The sequence below is a fragment of the Kribbella koreensis genome (assembly GCF_039525325.1).
Lineage (GTDB): Bacteria > Actinomycetota > Actinomycetes > Propionibacteriales > Kribbellaceae > Kribbella > Kribbella koreensis.
Genome location: NZ_BAAAHK010000014.1, coordinates 126,210 through 142,067 on the forward strand (window position 1 = coordinate 126,210; position 15,858 = coordinate 142,067).

Consider the following 15,858-nt stretch of genomic DNA (forward strand, 5'->3'; position numbering starts at 1 on the left):
CACCAAGACCCGGCGCATCACCCGGATCGCTCCAGGACCCGGCAGCTCTATCCGGACTGCTCACCGCGATCCGGCGGCACCATCCCGGGACCACAGGCCCGGGCCAGCAGTACCGGCGACGTCCCGGCCCCTGTCGGGAAGTCGTCAGCACCACCGGCGGCCGCATCCAACGGCCGGCCAGTCGCACCGGCAGACCCGTTCAGAACCCAGCGGACCTGCCAGCACCACGGCGGATCTCCCGCAGCAACCGGCAGATCCGCCGGCACCACCCGGTATCCGTACGGCGCCTGCTCTGCGGACACCGGCAGCACCACCCGCGACTCCCACCCTGCTGGGAGACCGCGGCGCAGTACCCGGATTCCGCGGAGCCTCACCTCCGGAACCCGGTAGCGGTCCAGCACCCGAGCGCCTGACGGGACCGTGAACGCAAGACCCGGCTCCCGCGATGCCGCGCGGGAGCCGGCCGCACCACCAGCGCAGGCCCCGGAAGCAGCAATGGACCTTCCGGCCAGCGCACCAGCGGTCCTCGGGCGGGAGGACCGTTGCACCGCCTGGCCCGGCCAATGACGCCCGAGCCAGAAGAGAGCGTGGCTCCCAAGGGAGCCACGCTCTATCTAATTCCGCAGGGCCGTGTCCGCACCGATCGGCTCAGCCATCTCAAGCTCGTCGAGCCGTCTGCTCAAATAACCCCGGATCCACTGGTACGCCTCAGCCCCCAGCGGCAACCGCAAAGGCGAATCGTCCCGCTCAACGGCCTCGATGATCGCCTCGGCCGCGCGCAACGGATCACCACTCTGCGTCCCATGCGACGCCTCGAAGGCAGCCCGAGCCGGCCCGATCAGCGCCGCGTAGTCCTGCAGCGGCTGCCCCCAACTCAACGACCGCCCACCGAAGTCCGTCCGGAACGGCCCCGGCTCGACGATCGTCACCCGGATCCCCAGCGCAGCAACCTCCGCCGCCAGCGCCTCCGACATCGCCTCCAAGGCAGCCTTCGGCCCCGCGTACGCCGAACCGCCCGCACCCGACGTCACGCCCACCACCGACGACATCTGCACCAGATGCCCCGACCGCCGCGCCCGCATCCCCGGCAGCACCGCCCGGGTGACCGCCAACGCCCCGAACAGATTCGTCTCGAACGCAGCCCGCAACTCCTCGTCCCCGTGCTCCTCGAACGCCCCGAGCAAGGCAGACCCCGCGTTGTTCACCAGTACGCCGATCCCGCCGAACGCCTCCTCGGCCGCAGCCACCGCCGCCCGAACACTCGCCCCATCCGTCACATCGAGCCGCGCCACCCGCACCCGCCCCGGCGCCAACTCCTCCAGCTCAGCAATCCGGCCAACTTCCCGAGCAGTAGCCATCACCCGCTCACCTCGCGCGGCCAGCACCTCGACCAGTGCCCGGCCGAGCCCGCTGCTCGTCCCGGTGACCAGCCAACTCCGTCCATCCTTCGCATCCATGCCGTCCACCTTGCCCAAAAGATCGCATGGTTGTAAAGTTTTAATCGATGAACAATCTGCGTGAGCGCAAGAAGGCGGCCGCTCGCCAAGCGATGTCGGACACCGCCACCCGCCTGTTCGAGCAGCGCGGCTTCGAGCAAGTCACGCTGAGCGAGATCGCCGCCGCCGCCGACGTCTCGGTGAAGACGATCTTCAACTACTTCGGCAGCAAGGAAGACCTGTTCTTCGACGCCGAGCCGCAAGCCCTCGAGAACCTGCTGACCGCCCTCCGCGACCACCCCGACGAGTCCTGGACCAACGCCGTCCGCCCCCTGCTCCTCGAAGGCCCGATGCTCGACCTCAACTGCCCCTGGCCCGTCGTCGACCAGACCATCTACGAAGGCCTCCGCGCCTTCCACAGCTGCGAGAACGACTCCCCGACCCTCAGGGCCCGCCGCCTGGTCATCATCAACTCCTGGGCTACGCCGCTGGCCACGGTGACCAACTCACCAGCCTGGTCAGCCATGCTCGTCGGCCTGCTCGCGTTCCGTCACCAGCTACTCGTCACCGGCCTGGTAGCCGCCGACCCCATCACCACCATCGAAGACGCCATCCGCGCCAACGTCGGTGCCGGCCTCGACGCCCTCGACCGCGCCTACCCACTGACCTGAGCACCGCGTACGTAGTACGGGCAAAGAGAAGCGGTCCGGACCCGAAGTACGGGTCTGGACCGCTTCCTTATATATAGAGCGTTTGACTCAGTGCGTGTGCGGCTCGGTGCCGTGCTCGGCCTCGTGCGCCGCGATCTGGGCGCGAACCTCTTCCATGTCGACCGCGCGGAGCTGGGTGATCAGGTCCTCCAGCGCCGGCGCCGGCAGGGCACCCGGCTGCGAGTACAGGACCACGCCGTCGCGAACGGCCATCAGGGTCGGGATGGACTGGATCTGGAACGCCTGGGCCAGCTCGACCTGCGCCTCGGTGTCCACCTTGCCGAAGGTGATGTCCTCATGCCTCTCGGACGACTTCTCGAACACCGGCCCGAACATCTTGCACGGACCACACCACTCCGCCCAGAAATCCACCAGGACGAGCCCGTCGGAACCGACGACCTTGTCGAAGTTCTCCTGGGACAGCTCGACCGTTGCCACTACGACCTCCGAAGTTAGACGAATTCGTCATGCATAACAGCGTGGACCCCGCGAGTGTTCCCGGGGCCGCGCGCGGTGCCGCGCAGGGGATCAGATGGGCATGTCGACGAACGGCGACTGATAGTCCTGCACCTCGTCCAGGATGGCAGCCGCGTCGTCCGGGCTGAGCTCGGCCCGCTCTTTCTCGGCCTGGACCATCTGGCGCAGCAGCCGGGTCTCGCCGGCCGTCGCCAGGCCGGTGATCTCCGGATGCCCGTTCAGCAGCCAGGCTGTGGCGGCCGTCACATACCGTTGCTCGTCGAACGGCCGGTACCAGGTGTCGTACGCCTTCTCCTCGCCGTCCTGCCAGTTCCGCCGGGCGATCATCTTGATCGTCATCAGCGCGGCGTCGCTGGCCCTGACCGCCTCGACCAGCGCAGCGTAGTCATCGGCGTACTTCGGATCGGTGGACAACTTGTAGTTGAGCGGCGTCAGCACGCTGTCGAAATCGAACCGGCGCAGGCCCTCCAGATGAACACTCGGTGCCTCGGCGGTGTGCCCGGTGATGCCGATCGCCGACACCATGCCCTCTTCCTTGGCCCGGATCGCGGCCTCGAGCGAACCACCCTTGCCGGTGACCAGGTCGAGGTTCTCCAGATCGCAGACGGCGTGCATCTGGATCAGGTCGACGTGATCGGTCTGCAACCGCTCGAGCGACCGGTTGATCTCCGCCCAGGCCTCGTCGTACGTGCGCCGTCCGGTCTTGGTGGCCAGGAAGATCCGGTCCCGGATCTCCGCCATCCGCGGCCCGAGCCGCAGCTCGGCCTCACCGTAGTCAGCGGCCACGTCGAAATGGTTGATCCCGGCGTCAAGGGCCTCCTGGATCGACGCGTCGGCCCGATCTTGGTCGACCCCACCCAGTGATGCCGCGCCATAGATCAGTACCGAGCTCTGGTGCTCCAGCCGCCCTAGTCGACGAGTCTCCATCGCATGTCCTCTCAAAGGTCCTCGGATGCGTCAAACACTAGTACTTTGACCCCGCGCCACGGGAGAGTTTTCCACAGGGCGCACCGGGTGATCGGTTACTATCTGTGATCAGTTGGATCGTTCTGCTTACCATGGTTGTTCGCACGGATATTCGAACGTCGGTTCCGTGTGGCATGGTTTGCGCTGCCTGATCGATCGGGTCGGGCATGAGAGAGGAGTTATGGCGACGGTACCGAAGGTGTCACGCTTCACCCGTGGATGTGCATCGAGCGCAGAAGCGGGTAACAGTATGGCTGCGGGGAGCGATGGAGCTTCCGGATCCTGGTCTCAGGTCTCCCGGTGGACAGTTGCTTGCCGTATCCTCCCGGCTACTGTCCGCGTAACTGCTGTCTGAGGGGCGGGTAGCGATGAGTTGGTGGCGAACGTTGCTGAATCTGCCGCCAAAAGGTGAGCATTGGGCGGACCAACGGCGCACGAAGAGGTCGGGCAGACAACGCCCGCAGAACACCGCACCGGAGTGGTGGTCCCACCCCGATGGACCGGTGTCACCCACGCCTCGCCAGGCGCAGGGGGTGGCAGCGCAGTACAGCCAACCCCAACCGCCGAACTCCGGTGGTGTGATGGCCCCTCCGCGTCGCCCGCAGCAGCCGGGCGCCCAGCCCCCGGCCGGCCAGGCGCCTCCGGGTGCGCCTCCTGGTCAGTCGTCGGCGGCAGCCCGTAGTACCGGGCAGCCACCGGAGGGCGGGACCAGGCAGCCCGAGCGGCTCCGGCAGCGGTCACCGCACGGCGCCCACGCGGCGCCCGGCCCGGTCCGCGAGCCGATCCTGGAGCCCAGCCAGACTCCATGGGCGACCGAGCCCGAGTCCTCCTTCTCCACCTGGGCGCGGCGGTTCTTCCGCGGCCTGGTGGTGGCCGTCCTGCTGCTCGCTGCGATCAGCGGCGTGCGGTCCTGGATCCGCCCGAACACCTCGACCACGACCGGCGGCCAGACCACTCAATCCGGATTCCCGGCCGACGAGGCCAGAGCGGTCGCGACCCGGTACGCGGTCTCGTACCTGAACTGGGACGAGACCAACCCCGACGCGCGGCCGGCCTCGATCGCCCTCGACCTGGCCGACAAGCTGGACGCCCGGGCGGGCTGGAACGGTCAGGGCAAGCAGACCGCCGACAAGGCATACCCGGGTGAGGTCAAGGTCGACCCGTCCGGCGTCACGGCGGTCGTCGACGTCCGGGTGCAGGTCCGGGCGTTCACCAAGTCGGGCCGTACGTTCGTGCCCGGCCCTTACACGTGGCAAAGGGTCTCCGTGCCGGTGGCGCGGACGGCATCGCGGGTCGTCGCCAGCGGCCCGCCCACCTTCGTCGCCGACGAGCGGGCAGCGTTGCCCGACAACATGCCGGGGACCGGTCAGCCGGACGACGACCTGACCGCGGCCACCTCGAAGGACGCCGAGGCGTTCTTCAGCGCCTACGCCGAATCCGACGAGAAGGTCGAGGCGGTGGCGGCGCCCGGTGCCGCCATCCACAGCCTGAACGGGGTCGTCAAGCTGGACGACCTGGAATCGTGGCAGGTTTACACCGGAGACGACAACGAGCGCCGGGCCACGGCCGCCGTTACCTGGGACGGGGCCGGGGACGCGACCCTCAAGCAGACCTACACGCTCACTCTTCGGCGTACTGTCGCCGCGGACGGGGCACAGCGATGGCAAGTGGCTGCCGTCGGATGACCACAGCAGACTGCCGTCGGATGACCAGAGCACCAAGGGAGATACCGCAATGATGACGCACCAACTCGTCGCGAGCGTGGTGGAGCTGACCGCGCCGATGGCCGACAGCAACGTCCCCACCGGGGCGGATTTCAAGGACTGGGTCCTGGTCATCGCGGGGAACATCTTCATCGCGATCCTCGTGCTGCGCGCGATCGGCCACTACTTCAAGCGCGAGTGGGGCGAGCTGTTCGGTCACATCGCGGCCGGCGTGCTGGTCGGTGGGCTGATCTACGCCAACAACCAGACCATCAACGTGCTCAAGGGCTTCTGGGGATTGCTGGCCGGAGGTAATTGATGCGTGTCGGCCGCACCCTGACCCACCACTTCGAGATCGAGACCCGGCAGTACGACCTGCTCGGAATCGATCTGGGAGAAGGCGCCCGCCGGCGGATGATCATCTTCGGCGCGGTCATCATCATCGTCTGGATCGCCCTGCTCGTCCCGTTCATCGGGGTGCCCCAGAAGGCCACCGTCAGCCTGTACATCGTTCCACCGTTCGTGATCACCGCCTTCGGCTGGCGGGCGGGCAAACACCACGAACGCCGCCGCCGCGTGACCGAGTGGGCGCTCGCCGTCCGCTACGCGTTGCGCGCCCATCGCCCGGTGATCGGACTCGGCGCCCGGGCCGCCGACAAGACGGAGTACCTGCCATGGCGTGAGCGCGTCGCGACCCAGAAGGTGGCCAACCTGGCGAAGGCCAGACTGACGCCGGAATGGGAACGCGAGGACGTGGTGGAGCTCGACCCACAGGTCCGGGCCGGCGCGGAGATCACCGTGAACCAACGAGCCCGCCTGCTCGGAGCTGACCACGTGCAGAGGGTCAGTCGCAGGACGTCGTCCGGGCTCAGCCGATCGAAGAACAAGGGGCACTGATGAAGATCGCGGACAAGCTCCTGAACCTGGTCGGTGTCGGCCGTGAGCGCGGCCTGCCGCCGCCTCGCCTGGTCGCCATCGCCGACGGTCTGCTGGTGACCGAGCGCAGCGCCGAGGCGTGGTTCCTGATCTCGGTCGCGAACACGGACCTGGCCACCGAGGGCGAGCAGGACGCCGCGCTCGACGCCGCGGTCAGCGCCGCCGCGACCATCCTCGGCGACCGGCTCAGCCACCTGAAGGTGGTCTGGGGCCGCTCGACCGGTCTGGACTACATCGACAGCGTGGCCGGCCACTACCGGATCGGCGACCACGAGGGCTGGGCGCAGACCCGCGCCGACCGGATCGACGAGATGCGGATGCCGGAGCGGTACGTCGCGCTCGGCGTGCACCTCAGCGACCGCGACCCGCGGGCGACCGCGCAGGTCCGCGGCTCGATCAGCGACGCCCTCGGCACGACCTCGTGGCGGGTGAGCGCGCGCGAGCTCGCGCACCTGGACGAGCGCGTCCACAAGCTCGCCCGTCAGCTCGGCTCGACCGTCTGGCGCGCGCACACGGCTCCGGCCGAGGTGATCTCCTGGCTGATCAGCCGCGAGATGCACCGTGGCGCGGTGGCCGCACCGCGTCGCGGCCTGATCACCGGCGCCTCGCTGGCCCGGCTGACGTCCGGCCGGGTCGTGCCCTACACCGATCACCTGCGCATCTACGACTCCCGCGGCCAGATCGCGGCGTACACGAGTGTGCTGGCGATGACCGACTTCCCCGAGGAGCTCGAGACCCCGGGCGCGGGGGAGTGGCTGCGGACGCTGTCCGAGATCAAGGCGATCGACGACGACGGCGACGAGATCGACGTCACCGTCGAGGCCTCGGTCCGGTTCCGGGTACTGACCAAGAAGACCGCGCGGCACCTCGTCGACGAGACCCGCAAGTCGGCCAAGGAGCAGCGCCGGTCGGCCGCGAAGGGCACCGCCGAGGAGACGGCCGACGAGATCGTCGAGACCGAGCGGATCATGCGTGAGGTCAAGCGGGACATCAACCGCAGTGGCCTGACGCTGGTCGAGGACCACCCGCGACTGCTGGTCAGCGCGGACACTCGCGAGGACCTCGACGCGTATGTCGACGCGGTGATCGCGCACTACGCGGACCGCGGCATCACGGTGGCCGCCGGTGCGGACGAGCAGCGGGACCTGTGGCTGGAATCGCTGCCAGGCGACCAGCTCCGGGTGCCCGATCTGGGGCACGTGCGCGAGTCGACGGCGTTCTTCGGCTCGTGGTTCTGGGGCGGGGCGTCGATCGGTGACGCGACCGGTCCGGCGATCGGGTATCTGACCGGGTCCACGCCTGGGTTGGTGCGTTTCGACGCGGCCGCTGGGTCGGCGTTGGGTGACGCGACGACGACGCTGTTCCTCGGGCGGTCGGGTCGAGGGAAGACGACTGCCGCGATGCTGGGCGGGTTGGATTCTGCCTTCGCAGGGGCCTGGGTTCCGCTGCTGGATTTGAAGGGTGATGCTGCTGGGGTGTCGGCGGTCGCCGCGGAGTACGGCGTACCGACTGCTGTCATCGAGATCACCGCACAGTTCTCCGGTGCTGCTGACCTGCTGCGCGTGCTGCCTGTGGACGACGCTTTGCTGCAGGCGCCGTCGCAGCTCATGTTGCTGCTGCCGCCGCATCTGCGGGGTGCAGCCGAAGCGCCGGTCATGGCGGCGACTCGGGCGGAGATCCAGTCGCCCGATCCGTCCTCGTGGGGCGTCATCCAGCGACTGTGCGCGGCCGAGTCGGAGACCACCCGGACCGTCGGCTTCGCCCTGCGCGACCTGGTCGAGACGGGCCTCGGCTCGGTCGTCGCCGGACCGCCGTCGGGCCTGTCCTCACTGACGACGAACCCGGGCCTCTGGGTCGTACAGATGCCCGGCCTCACCCTGCCCTCGCCGGAGTCGGCGCCCGAGTCATGGTCGCCGATCGAACGCGTCGGCATGGCCTGCCTCCGCGGCTGCCTCGCCTGGATGGTCCGTACCACCGGCCGTCGCGAGTTCCGCGGCCGCTCGAAGGTCGTCATCGTCCCCGAGGTCCACCTGCTGACCAAGACGCCTGACGGCGCATCGTTCCTCGACTACATCGCCCGAGTCGGCCGTGCTCTCGGCGCCTCGCTCGTGCTGGACACCCAGGACCCGGCGTCGATCCTGAAGCTCCCCGGCCTGGTCGAGCAGATCACCACCCTGTTCGCCTTCAGCCTCCGCTCCCGCGAACAGGTCGACTCGCTCCTCGAACTGCTGGGCCGGCCGCAGACCGCGCCGTACCAAACCCTCGTCCGAGGCATCAACACCGCCGCCAACGGCAAGTCCATCCGCCACGGCCACTGCATCATGCGGGACCGCTGGGACGAGGTCGCCACCGTCCAGATCGACATCCCCAGCCAGCGCGTAGCCGAACTCCTCCGCACCACCCCGGAGTCCGAGCACGACCTCGAACCCACCCAGCCGATCCTCCCGCCCTACGAGGACCCGGACCCCTTCGCCGAAGACGACGAAGACCGCGCCGACGCCGCCCTCCAACCAGCCGCGGCCGCCGCCTCCCAAGCAGAAGCCCACACCCAGGAACCGGTCCAGGACACCCCTCTCCCATCGGTTCCAGTAGTAGAAACCTCGAACCACCACGCCCCCGCCGACGCCCCCGCCCCGTCGAACGGCACAGCCCCCAACGGCGTGGACCACCACCACCCACCCCGCTACGAAGAACCAATCGGCCCCGACGAGGTCTACGACCAAGAAGCCGACGAAGCCGCCTACAACGAAGCGATGTACCCCGCCAACGAGCCCGACCCGGACAAGTCCCCGAGCAATGGTTCAGGCAAGAAGGAGCACGTCGCATGAAGTGGTCGCGCCGGATCAGAACGGCGCTGACCGTCCTGACGTTCTCCCTGATCATCACGGCTCAACTCGCCCTGGCGGCAGATCCGCAGCAACAGACCACGCCGACAGGCTTCGGCGACCTGTTGCCGGCACCCGATCTGACCCACGGGGATACCCGGACGCTGTTCGAGCAGTACAACCCGATGGCCTACAGCCTCGAATTCGAGGGAAGCTTCAGCGATCCGTTTCGGCCGGTGTTCAACTCGTTCGCCGAGTTGCTGATGCTGTATGTCGTCGCGGCCACCCGTGCGGCGATCGCGATCGGTTGGTGGCTGTTCTCGTTCACCGACGTTCGCGCTCTGATGGATTCGACGTCGAGCGCCATCGGCGATGTCAGCACGCAGTTGTCCGGCTGGTTGCTCCCCTCCGCGCTCGCCCTGGGGGCGGTCGCGGCTTACGTTCAGCGTAAGTCGAGCGGTTCCGCGCTCGGGCAGCTCGTGTGGGTGTTCGCGGCCGGCCTGTTGGCGATCAGCTTGGCAGCCGGCCCGGCGACCTGGCTGAAGGGCGTGGACGGTGCTCGGCAGGTCGGAGCTGAGACTGTCATGGGGGCATCTGGGCAGGTAGTCGGGGGGACCCTGAAGACACCTTTCGAGATGCCGGAGCCTGCATTCCCAGGATCGCCTCGCGACACCATGCTGAGGAAATCCGGCGACGCGGCCTGGCGAGGTTTCGCCGTCACGCCGTGGTGTATCGCGGAGTTCGGATCGATGGAGGCGTGCGGACGCTACGGCAAAGCGATGCTTGATGTCGGGGTCGACAAAGACAAGCGTATGGACTACGTGAAGAACGACATCGCGAAAGCCGAGGGCGGTGGCGACACTCCGACCGTGAAGTGGGCCAAGGGTGAGAATCCTTTCGGGCGGATCGGTGTCCTGCTGATTGCGGCAGTCGCCGCGACGCTGTTCGCCTTTCTCAACATCGGGCTTGCCGCGACCGCGTTGATGGCCTTCGTGGGCTGTCTGATAATGCTTGTCGTCGGCGTTGTTTTCGCCTGCCTTTTCATCATTCCCGGTAGGTCTCGGCAGTGGGGGATGAACTGGCTGGAGGCGTTACTCGGACTGGTTCTGCAATCCGTGGCGGCGATGCTGGTATTCGGAGTCGCTTTGTCACTGCTCACGGCTGTCTTCAGCCTGAGCCAGAGTCTTGGCTGGTTGCCTGTTACCGGGTTGGCCTTGGTGGTGCTGATCGCTGCGTTCCGGCTACGGCGCTTGCTCGAGTCGATGACAACAATGATGCGGCCCGGCGTAGGCAGCATGATGATGGGTTCTTTTGCCCGCCGGGGAGCGGTACAGGCGGTACGGCGCGTAGTCACGGCTATCCGGAGCCGCGGCGCTGCGCCTGCTACTGCGGACGGCGAGAGAAGTCGTCCGACGACGCAGCGCGGAGGAGGGCAAGAAGCGGACGGCCGCACCGATACGACTCGTGTTTACCGGAAGATGCCGGCCCCGGGATCGAGTCGTGGGCAGCAGTCCGAGGGACAGGCCGACACGTCCTCGGAGCGGAGGGTTGGCAGGCCGGGAGATCCGAACAGGCCTGGTATCAGCAGCCCTGGTACCAAGAAGCCTGGCGATCGTCGCGACGGGACCAGTCGGCCCGGCGGCCTTCCCGCGCCCGGCGGGCCGAAGCCCTCGACGAAGCGGGTGTCCAGAGACATCTTCCAAGGTGGCACCGTCGAGGCGCCCAAGCCGGTCACTGTGAATTCGAGCAAGAACTCGACCGAACGCAGTTCAGGTCGGCACGCGAAGGCGTCGTCGACTGCCGCACAGTTGCGTCAGGGACGGTACGAGCCCAGAAGGCTCATCCATTCCGCAAGTCTTCGGGAAGGCCCGCCGAAGGCGCCGAGGGAGGTTCGCCGGGTTGCGGCTTCCCAGCGGCATTACCGGGAGTACTCGGCTGCGCGGAGCAGTGGGCCGACCAGCCATCGCTCCCCGGGCGGACGGTGATCCAAGGTGGGCTCAGGGCCAGGGCGTAGGGAGGGAAGCCGGCAGGATCGGCCTGAAGACGACGATCCGTGGATCAGCGGAGGCTCTCCCGACGGCGATGGTGGCCGTCGTTCGCGGCGGGATCGCCGACGTGAAGATCTTGCCAGGCAACGTGCGACACTGCGCGATCGGCGAACGAGCGAACCCGCGAGTCCAGTTGGGGTGATCGTCGTCATCCTGCTGCTTGCGGTCTTGGTCCTCGGCATCGGCGGCGGTTTGCCTCGGCTGCTCCACCGTGGCTCGGAGGAACAGGGACCGATCGGTGTGCTGACGCCTGGTGGGTCCGGTACGGAGGCACCACAGAATCCCGGCAGTTCGCTGTCCAGTGGCAGCCCTGGCGCTACGCAATCCATGACCACGCCACCGATCCAGACGCAGCGACCCGGCGCGCTGGAGACCACTTCGGCGGACGACACGGCGAAGAAATGGGCCGCGCTGTTCTATACGCGTACGCCAGCAACCGAGACTTATGGGCAGTTGGTGGGTCGAGCGGCTGAGTTCACGACGTCGGAGCTGGAATCGAGCTTTTCGAGCACGGGCGACGCGACTTATGACGCGCTCAAAGCCTCGAATGGGACCTCGAAGGTCGTATCCATCGCCCTTGGTCCGCCACACCCGGACACCGCGCCGGTCGACACCCCGACCCGGATCACCAGACTAGTCACGGTCACGGTTGCGACCACGGGCAAGGACGCTTCGCAGTTCGAGATTCCGCTTCTCCTGACGATGACTCCGGACGCGGGTCGCTGGCTGGTCAGCGCCGTGGACGGTGGTACCGGGCCATGAGCGCCCTTGGTGAGCGCGATGTATAGCGCAAGAGATCTGGCTGGTGCCGCTGGACTCGGTAGTTCGAGCGGAGTCGCGACCAAGGTCGCGGCAGCCGGCGGTCTGTTGATTCTGATGGTCGTCGTGATGCTGGCGCCTTTCGGGGCGAGAGGGGATCAGATCAACGCTGCCTGTCCCCCCGGAGTCGCCGGAGGCGCTCGTGATCCGATGCCGGATGGACCGCTGCGGATCACTCAGATCGCGTACGCGAAGATCATCGATGGCGTAGCTGTGTCGCGAGGACTTCCAGGACAGGCCACTCTGGTTGCTCTGATGACGGCCCTGCAAGAGTCGCAGCTGCAGAACCTCTCCTACGGCGATCGGGACTCCGTTGGCCTTTTCCAGCAGCGGCCGGCCGCGGGCTGGGGGACAGTGGAACAGATCATGGATCCTGTTTACGCTGCTCAGGCCTTCTTCGGTGGTTCTCAGCCGCCGAGCCCACCAGGACTGGTGGACATCAATGGATGGGATGCGATGCCGTACACGGTTGCGGCCCAGGCAGTCCAGGTCTCGGCGTTTCCGGACGCCTATGCCCGTCACGAGGACACCGCTCGTGACATCGCCGAAGAGGCCGGTATCGATCTGAACAGGGCCGGCGATCCTTACGCAGGACGCGGGCGCCCCGGCCCGCTTCCGGTTCGCGCGGTCCCATCGGCGGCGGATGCTGCGGCTCAGTGCGGTGGTGGGCTCGTCAGCGGGCGCCCCATCGGTGGAGTCTGGCCGCCAGAGGAGCAGTCGGTTCCAGACCCGACCGGCACCGGCGGGATGGTGACACCCAGAACTGCAGCCTGGGTGGCCAAGGCCAGGGCGGCGCTGCCGAATCCAAGCATCTCATGCTGGGACGCCCACGTATGGAATCCGACCAGTGACCATCCCAAGGGCAAGGCGTGCGACGTGATGGTCGGCGCCGATTCCCGCAAGTCGCCGCCGGCCAAGGCCAAAGGCGACCAGATAGCGAACTGGACTCTCCAGACGGCGGCGACCACGGGAGTTCGTTACGTCATCTGGTACGGGAAGATCTGGAGCGCGAGAACTGGCCAGTGGCGGCCGTACAACGGCGGCGGCGTCTACAATCCGACGGATGCGACTGGTGGTCACTACGACCACGTGCATGTGTCGATGTACTGACGACTGGCAACCCTCAGGCGGGTCGACGAACATGGAAACGTACTCAGTGAAGGGATCCTCAACTGTGCAGCCGTCCGGCGGATCGAAGGCATCCCATGAGCGGCTCTAACGGCAACGGTGACAAGCCGGGTGGGTTCTCACCTGACGAGTGGCAACCGCCGGCCGGGGGACCTCAAGGTGGTGCGCCGGATGCGCCCGACTATGCACCCGGGTCCTTCTCCTTCAGTGATCCCGTCTCGTCGACTCCCATCACCCCTCATGGGCCAAGGATCACGGTTCCGGCGGCGGCTCAACTGCTGCTCGGTATTCCGTGGGTGATCTGGAGTCTCGGAGTCGTCTCATCGTTGTCGGCGATGTTCTTCGACGGCTTCGCCACCGTGATCCCGGTGGTGATCTGGATCCTGTCCGGACTGGTGATCTTCTGGCCCCACACCGAGGACTATCTGGCCAGGTATCTCTTCCGGCTTCGCCAGCCGACGATGCTCGAACAACAGAAGTTGGATGTGGCCTGGCGTGCGGTCTGCTCGCAGGTCCACGTCGACCCCCAGTACTACAAGCTGTGGATCGAGGAGTCGGACGACATCAATGGCTATGCCATGGCTGGGAAGTCGATCGCGGTGACCCGCTGGGCTCTCAACTCCCTACCGCCGCGCCAGCTCCAGGCCGTCCTGGCTCACGAGCTTGGTCATCATCGAGGCGGGAACACGTGGACGGCGCTGGTGGTCTTCTGGTACGCATTGCCTGGCCGGTCGGTAGCAGGGCTGGTGCGGGCGATCTCCGGCAGCAACCCGGTCGTCGGGTGTCTGGTGGCCGCCTTTCTGTTCCTCAGCGCTGTCGGCCTGGCCCTCGATTCATGGATCTTCCATCGCAGTTGGGGCTGGGCCTTCTATGCGGTTCTGCCGTTCCTGGTTCCGATTCCACTCGCCTGGTTCACCAGGAAGTCCGAACTGATGGCGGACCAGGTCGCAGCAGATCTCGGGTACGCACGTGACACCGTCGCTTTCCTGTACGAGCTGCAGGCACAGGGAGAAGACGTCGCAAGACGAGCAGCCGGTTGGAGAGGCGCTGTTTACTCGAGGCACCCGTCCGTTGCAGACCGCATCAGAGCACTCGAGCGCTACATCCAGAACAGTCGACCATGACCAAACGCCGCGAGCAGTTCGACAACCTGAAGAAGAAACTGGCAGCGATCGCCGAGTCGGTTTCTCGCCCCGCTGATGCTCCGAAGCAGGCCCCGGCGGGACCCGCCGCGCCCCCGTGGGAGTCGATTCGAGTTACGCACCCCCGCCTTGCCGAGCAATTGGACGAGCTTGCGGCGAGCGCCGACTTCAACGACGTCGACCGCGCGCGCCTGATCAATGCGATCCGTGGTCAAGTAGCTAACCCGCCCGAGCTCGAACGACTGGCACAGACGATCGAGCGTGATCGCAGTGCTGCCTTGGTCCACCCATCGCAACAGCGAGATCTTCCTGGCCGGCGGTTCGCGCGCCACAACCTCTTGGCGGGCCAGGTCCGACTTGGCGAGGTCGTACCGGACCACCGAGGGGACTTCGAGATCACCGGGGACTTCGGCATTGACCTCGATGTGCTGAGGACCTCCCTCCTGGTGATCGGGCCTCCAGGTTCGGGCAAGACCCGCGGTATCGCGACGCCGATCGTCGAGCACCTCTCGTTGGCGGCGCTCACCGGCAAGGCGAGCATGGTCGTTGTCGACCCGAAGGGAACGGACTTCGCCTACGACGGCTGGTTCGACGTCACTATCGATCCTTTGAACCCGACGTGCGGGTTCAGCCTTTTCGGCGGTTCGCGAACGGCGGATGTTGCGGCAGACCGGCTTGCGTCGGCTCTGCTCCCGCCTGCCGTGAGCGACGACAAGGCCTACTTCATCGACGCTTCGAAGAACGCTCTGTACGCGTGTTTGGCGCCGTTCGAAGCGGCGTACGAGCGTTGGCCCACGGTTCCCGAGTTGCTTGGTCTACTCCGTGCAGAGCAGTCTTCGATCGACCGCGTGAAGGAACGCCTCAAGGGTCCGGGAGCGAAGGAGATGAAAGCGCTTCTCGATACCCGGAAGAACCAGACCCTCCGAACCGCCGACCCCGCCGCGAGCCTGGTGGAACGATTTGCGTTGCTCGACCGCCCCGCGCTTCGGAGGCTGCTGGATCACCCCGGCCCGACGTTCCAGATGCGCGACCTCAACAGGCCTGTGAGAGTCCGAGTTTCACTGCCTGAGGCGGAGTATCCGGATGCCTCGCGGATCCTGGCGCGTTTGGTGGTGTCGCAGTTCGTTCAGATCACCTCATCCTCTGAGACCGATCGCTCGATCTTCAAGGCGTTGGTGATCGACGAGGCCGGACGGTTCGTCGACGACTACGTGGCGAGGGGGGTCCAGAAGCTGAGGTCGAACAATGCGGGCCTCGTCCTGCTCTCACAGACGATGTCGGACTTCCCGATCGAGGTTCGTGCGACGGTCTTCGGTTCGACCGGATGCAAGGCGGTGTTCGGCGGCATCGACCCGCAGGACGCCGACGTGTTCTCGAAGTGGTTCGGCGACCAGTACGTCAACGAGACGACCATCAGTCGCAGTGCCCAGTCCGGAACGCAGTACAACCAGCGCGGGATGCCGGACGGCCGCAGCAACAGCCAGACATCTGGTTACAGCATCCGTAGGGTTGAGCGTGCGCGATGGACCGTGTCAGACATCATCACGGGTGTCCCGGCCGGCCACGCACTGATTTCGCTGGCACGCTCGAACGGAGCTCGGGTCGGTCCGGTTCTCGTCAACCTCAGAGCATAAGCAGACCGCGGCGCACGGAGTCGGATCCAAAATG

15 protein-coding genes are annotated in these 15,858 nt (G+C 66.8%); 10 read left to right on the top strand and 5 right to left on the bottom strand.

Going from position 1 to position 15,858, the window contains the following annotated elements; genetic code table 11:
- Nucleotides 1–47: 47 nt before the first annotated feature.
- Complete coding sequence (locus ABD116_RS29070; RefSeq protein ID WP_343977216.1) at nt 48–374, bottom strand: hypothetical protein; 327 nt, start codon at nt 372–374, stop codon at nt 48–50.
- Nucleotides 375–614: 240 nt separating this feature from the next.
- On the bottom strand, nt 615–1,457 hold the full coding sequence (locus ABD116_RS29075; protein ID WP_343977219.1) for an SDR family NAD(P)-dependent oxidoreductase: 843 nt from the start codon (nt 1,455–1,457) through the stop codon (nt 615–617).
- Nucleotides 1,458–1,504: 47 nt separating this feature from the next.
- Here ABD116_RS29075 and ABD116_RS29080 point away from each other — a divergent pair, with 47 nt between their 5' ends.
- Complete coding sequence (locus ABD116_RS29080) at nt 1,505–2,107, top strand: TetR/AcrR family transcriptional regulator (RefSeq protein WP_343977222.1); 603 nt, start codon at nt 1,505–1,507, stop codon at nt 2,105–2,107.
- A gap of 87 nt (nt 2,108–2,194) precedes the next feature.
- Here ABD116_RS29080 and trxA read toward each other — a convergent pair whose 3' ends face one another.
- Nucleotides 2,195–2,584 (bottom strand): thioredoxin, encoded by a 390-nt coding sequence (gene trxA, locus ABD116_RS29085; protein WP_343977225.1) that lies wholly within the window; start codon nt 2,582–2,584, stop codon nt 2,195–2,197.
- A gap of 90 nt (nt 2,585–2,674) precedes the next feature.
- Complete coding sequence (locus tag ABD116_RS29090) at nt 2,675–3,550, bottom strand: aldo/keto reductase (protein ID WP_343977228.1); 876 nt, start codon at nt 3,548–3,550, stop codon at nt 2,675–2,677.
- A gap of 620 nt (nt 3,551–4,170) precedes the next feature.
- On the opposite strand from ABD116_RS29090, the gene ABD116_RS29095 reads away from it, so the two are divergent.
- The 5 genes from ABD116_RS29095 to ABD116_RS29115 are packed head-to-tail and all read left to right on the top strand — an operon-like array spanning nt 4,171 to nt 11,038.
- Nucleotides 4,171–5,274: a conjugal transfer protein gene (locus ABD116_RS29095; protein ID WP_343977231.1), complete on the top strand. Its 1,104-nt coding sequence runs from the start codon at nt 4,171–4,173 to the stop codon at nt 5,272–5,274.
- Nucleotides 5,275–5,323: 49 nt separating this feature from the next.
- The gene (locus tag ABD116_RS29100; protein WP_164597436.1) at nt 5,324–5,611 is read left to right on the top strand and encodes a hypothetical protein; all 288 of its coding nucleotides are present in this window, start codon (nt 5,324–5,326) and stop codon (nt 5,609–5,611) included.
- Nucleotides 5,611–6,189 carry a hypothetical protein gene (locus ABD116_RS29105; protein ID WP_343977235.1) on the top strand — a complete coding sequence of 193 codons (579 nt, stop codon included), beginning with the start codon at nt 5,611–5,613 and terminating at the stop codon, nt 6,187–6,189. The genes ABD116_RS29100 and ABD116_RS29105 overlap by 1 nt, the downstream gene beginning before the upstream one ends.
- A complete protein-coding gene (locus ABD116_RS29110; protein WP_343977238.1) occupies nt 6,189–9,056 on the top strand; it encodes an ATP-binding protein in 2,868 nt (955 codons plus the stop codon). Before ABD116_RS29105 ends, ABD116_RS29110 begins: the two co-directional genes overlap by 1 nt.
- Nucleotides 9,053–11,038 carry a type IV secretion system protein gene (locus ABD116_RS29115; protein ID WP_343977241.1) on the top strand — a complete coding sequence of 662 codons (1,986 nt, stop codon included), beginning with the start codon at nt 9,053–9,055 and terminating at the stop codon, nt 11,036–11,038. The genes ABD116_RS29110 and ABD116_RS29115 overlap by 4 nt, the downstream gene beginning before the upstream one ends.
- Before the next feature lie 12 nt (nt 11,039–11,050).
- Here the strand turns inward: ABD116_RS29115 and ABD116_RS29120 are convergent, their stop codons facing one another.
- Complete coding sequence (locus ABD116_RS29120; protein WP_343977244.1) at nt 11,051–11,311, bottom strand: hypothetical protein; 261 nt, start codon at nt 11,309–11,311, stop codon at nt 11,051–11,053.
- Nucleotides 11,312–11,428: 117 nt separating this feature from the next.
- On the opposite strand from ABD116_RS29120, the gene ABD116_RS29125 reads away from it, so the two are divergent.
- From ABD116_RS29125 to ABD116_RS29140, 4 genes are all read left to right on the top strand, one after another.
- Nucleotides 11,429–11,863 carry a hypothetical protein gene (locus tag ABD116_RS29125; RefSeq protein ID WP_343977246.1) on the top strand — a complete coding sequence of 145 codons (435 nt, stop codon included), beginning with the start codon at nt 11,429–11,431 and terminating at the stop codon, nt 11,861–11,863.
- A 114-nt stretch (nt 11,864–11,977) separates the two neighbouring features.
- Entirely contained in the window at nt 11,978–13,030 is a 1,053-nt protein-coding gene (locus ABD116_RS29130; RefSeq protein ID WP_343977249.1) for a VldE C-terminal domain-containing protein, read from the top strand.
- Nucleotides 13,031–13,125: 95 nt separating this feature from the next.
- Entirely contained in the window at nt 13,126–14,172 is a 1,047-nt protein-coding gene (locus ABD116_RS29135; protein WP_343977252.1) for a M48 family metalloprotease, read from the top strand.
- Nucleotides 14,169–15,824, top strand: coding sequence for a type IV secretory system conjugative DNA transfer family protein (locus tag ABD116_RS29140; RefSeq protein ID WP_343977255.1), 1,656 nt, complete (start codon nt 14,169–14,171; stop codon nt 15,822–15,824). Before ABD116_RS29135 ends, ABD116_RS29140 begins: the two co-directional genes overlap by 4 nt.
- Nucleotides 15,825–15,858: the final 34 nt, after the last annotated feature.

Excerpts from the sequence above, each read along its gene's own strand:
- ABD116_RS29075 (WP_343977219.1), bottom strand. The coding sequence starts at position 1,457 with ATGGATGCGAAGGATGGACGGAGTTGGCTGGTCACCGGGACGAGCAGC.
- ABD116_RS29080 (WP_343977222.1), top strand. The coding sequence starts at position 1,505 with ATGAACAATCTGCGTGAGCGCAAGAAGGCGGCCGCTCGCCAAGCGATG.
- ABD116_RS29090 (WP_343977228.1), bottom strand. The coding sequence starts at position 3,550 with ATGGAGACTCGTCGACTAGGGCGGCTGGAGCACCAGAGCTCGGTACTG.
- ABD116_RS29095 (WP_343977231.1), top strand. The coding sequence starts at position 4,171 with ATGGCCCCTCCGCGTCGCCCGCAGCAGCCGGGCGCCCAGCCCCCGGCC.
- ABD116_RS29100 (WP_164597436.1), top strand. The coding sequence starts at position 5,324 with ATGATGACGCACCAACTCGTCGCGAGCGTGGTGGAGCTGACCGCGCCG.
- ABD116_RS29105 (WP_343977235.1), top strand. The coding sequence starts at position 5,611 with ATGCGTGTCGGCCGCACCCTGACCCACCACTTCGAGATCGAGACCCGG.
- ABD116_RS29110 (WP_343977238.1), top strand. The coding sequence starts at position 6,189 with ATGAAGATCGCGGACAAGCTCCTGAACCTGGTCGGTGTCGGCCGTGAG.
- ABD116_RS29115 (WP_343977241.1), top strand. The coding sequence starts at position 9,053 with ATGAAGTGGTCGCGCCGGATCAGAACGGCGCTGACCGTCCTGACGTTC.
- ABD116_RS29125 (WP_343977246.1), top strand. The coding sequence starts at position 11,429 with ATGACCACGCCACCGATCCAGACGCAGCGACCCGGCGCGCTGGAGACC.
- ABD116_RS29130 (WP_343977249.1), top strand. The coding sequence starts at position 11,978 with ATGGTCGTCGTGATGCTGGCGCCTTTCGGGGCGAGAGGGGATCAGATC.
- ABD116_RS29135 (WP_343977252.1), top strand. The coding sequence starts at position 13,126 with ATGAGCGGCTCTAACGGCAACGGTGACAAGCCGGGTGGGTTCTCACCT.
- ABD116_RS29140 (WP_343977255.1), top strand. The coding sequence starts at position 14,169 with ATGACCAAACGCCGCGAGCAGTTCGACAACCTGAAGAAGAAACTGGCA.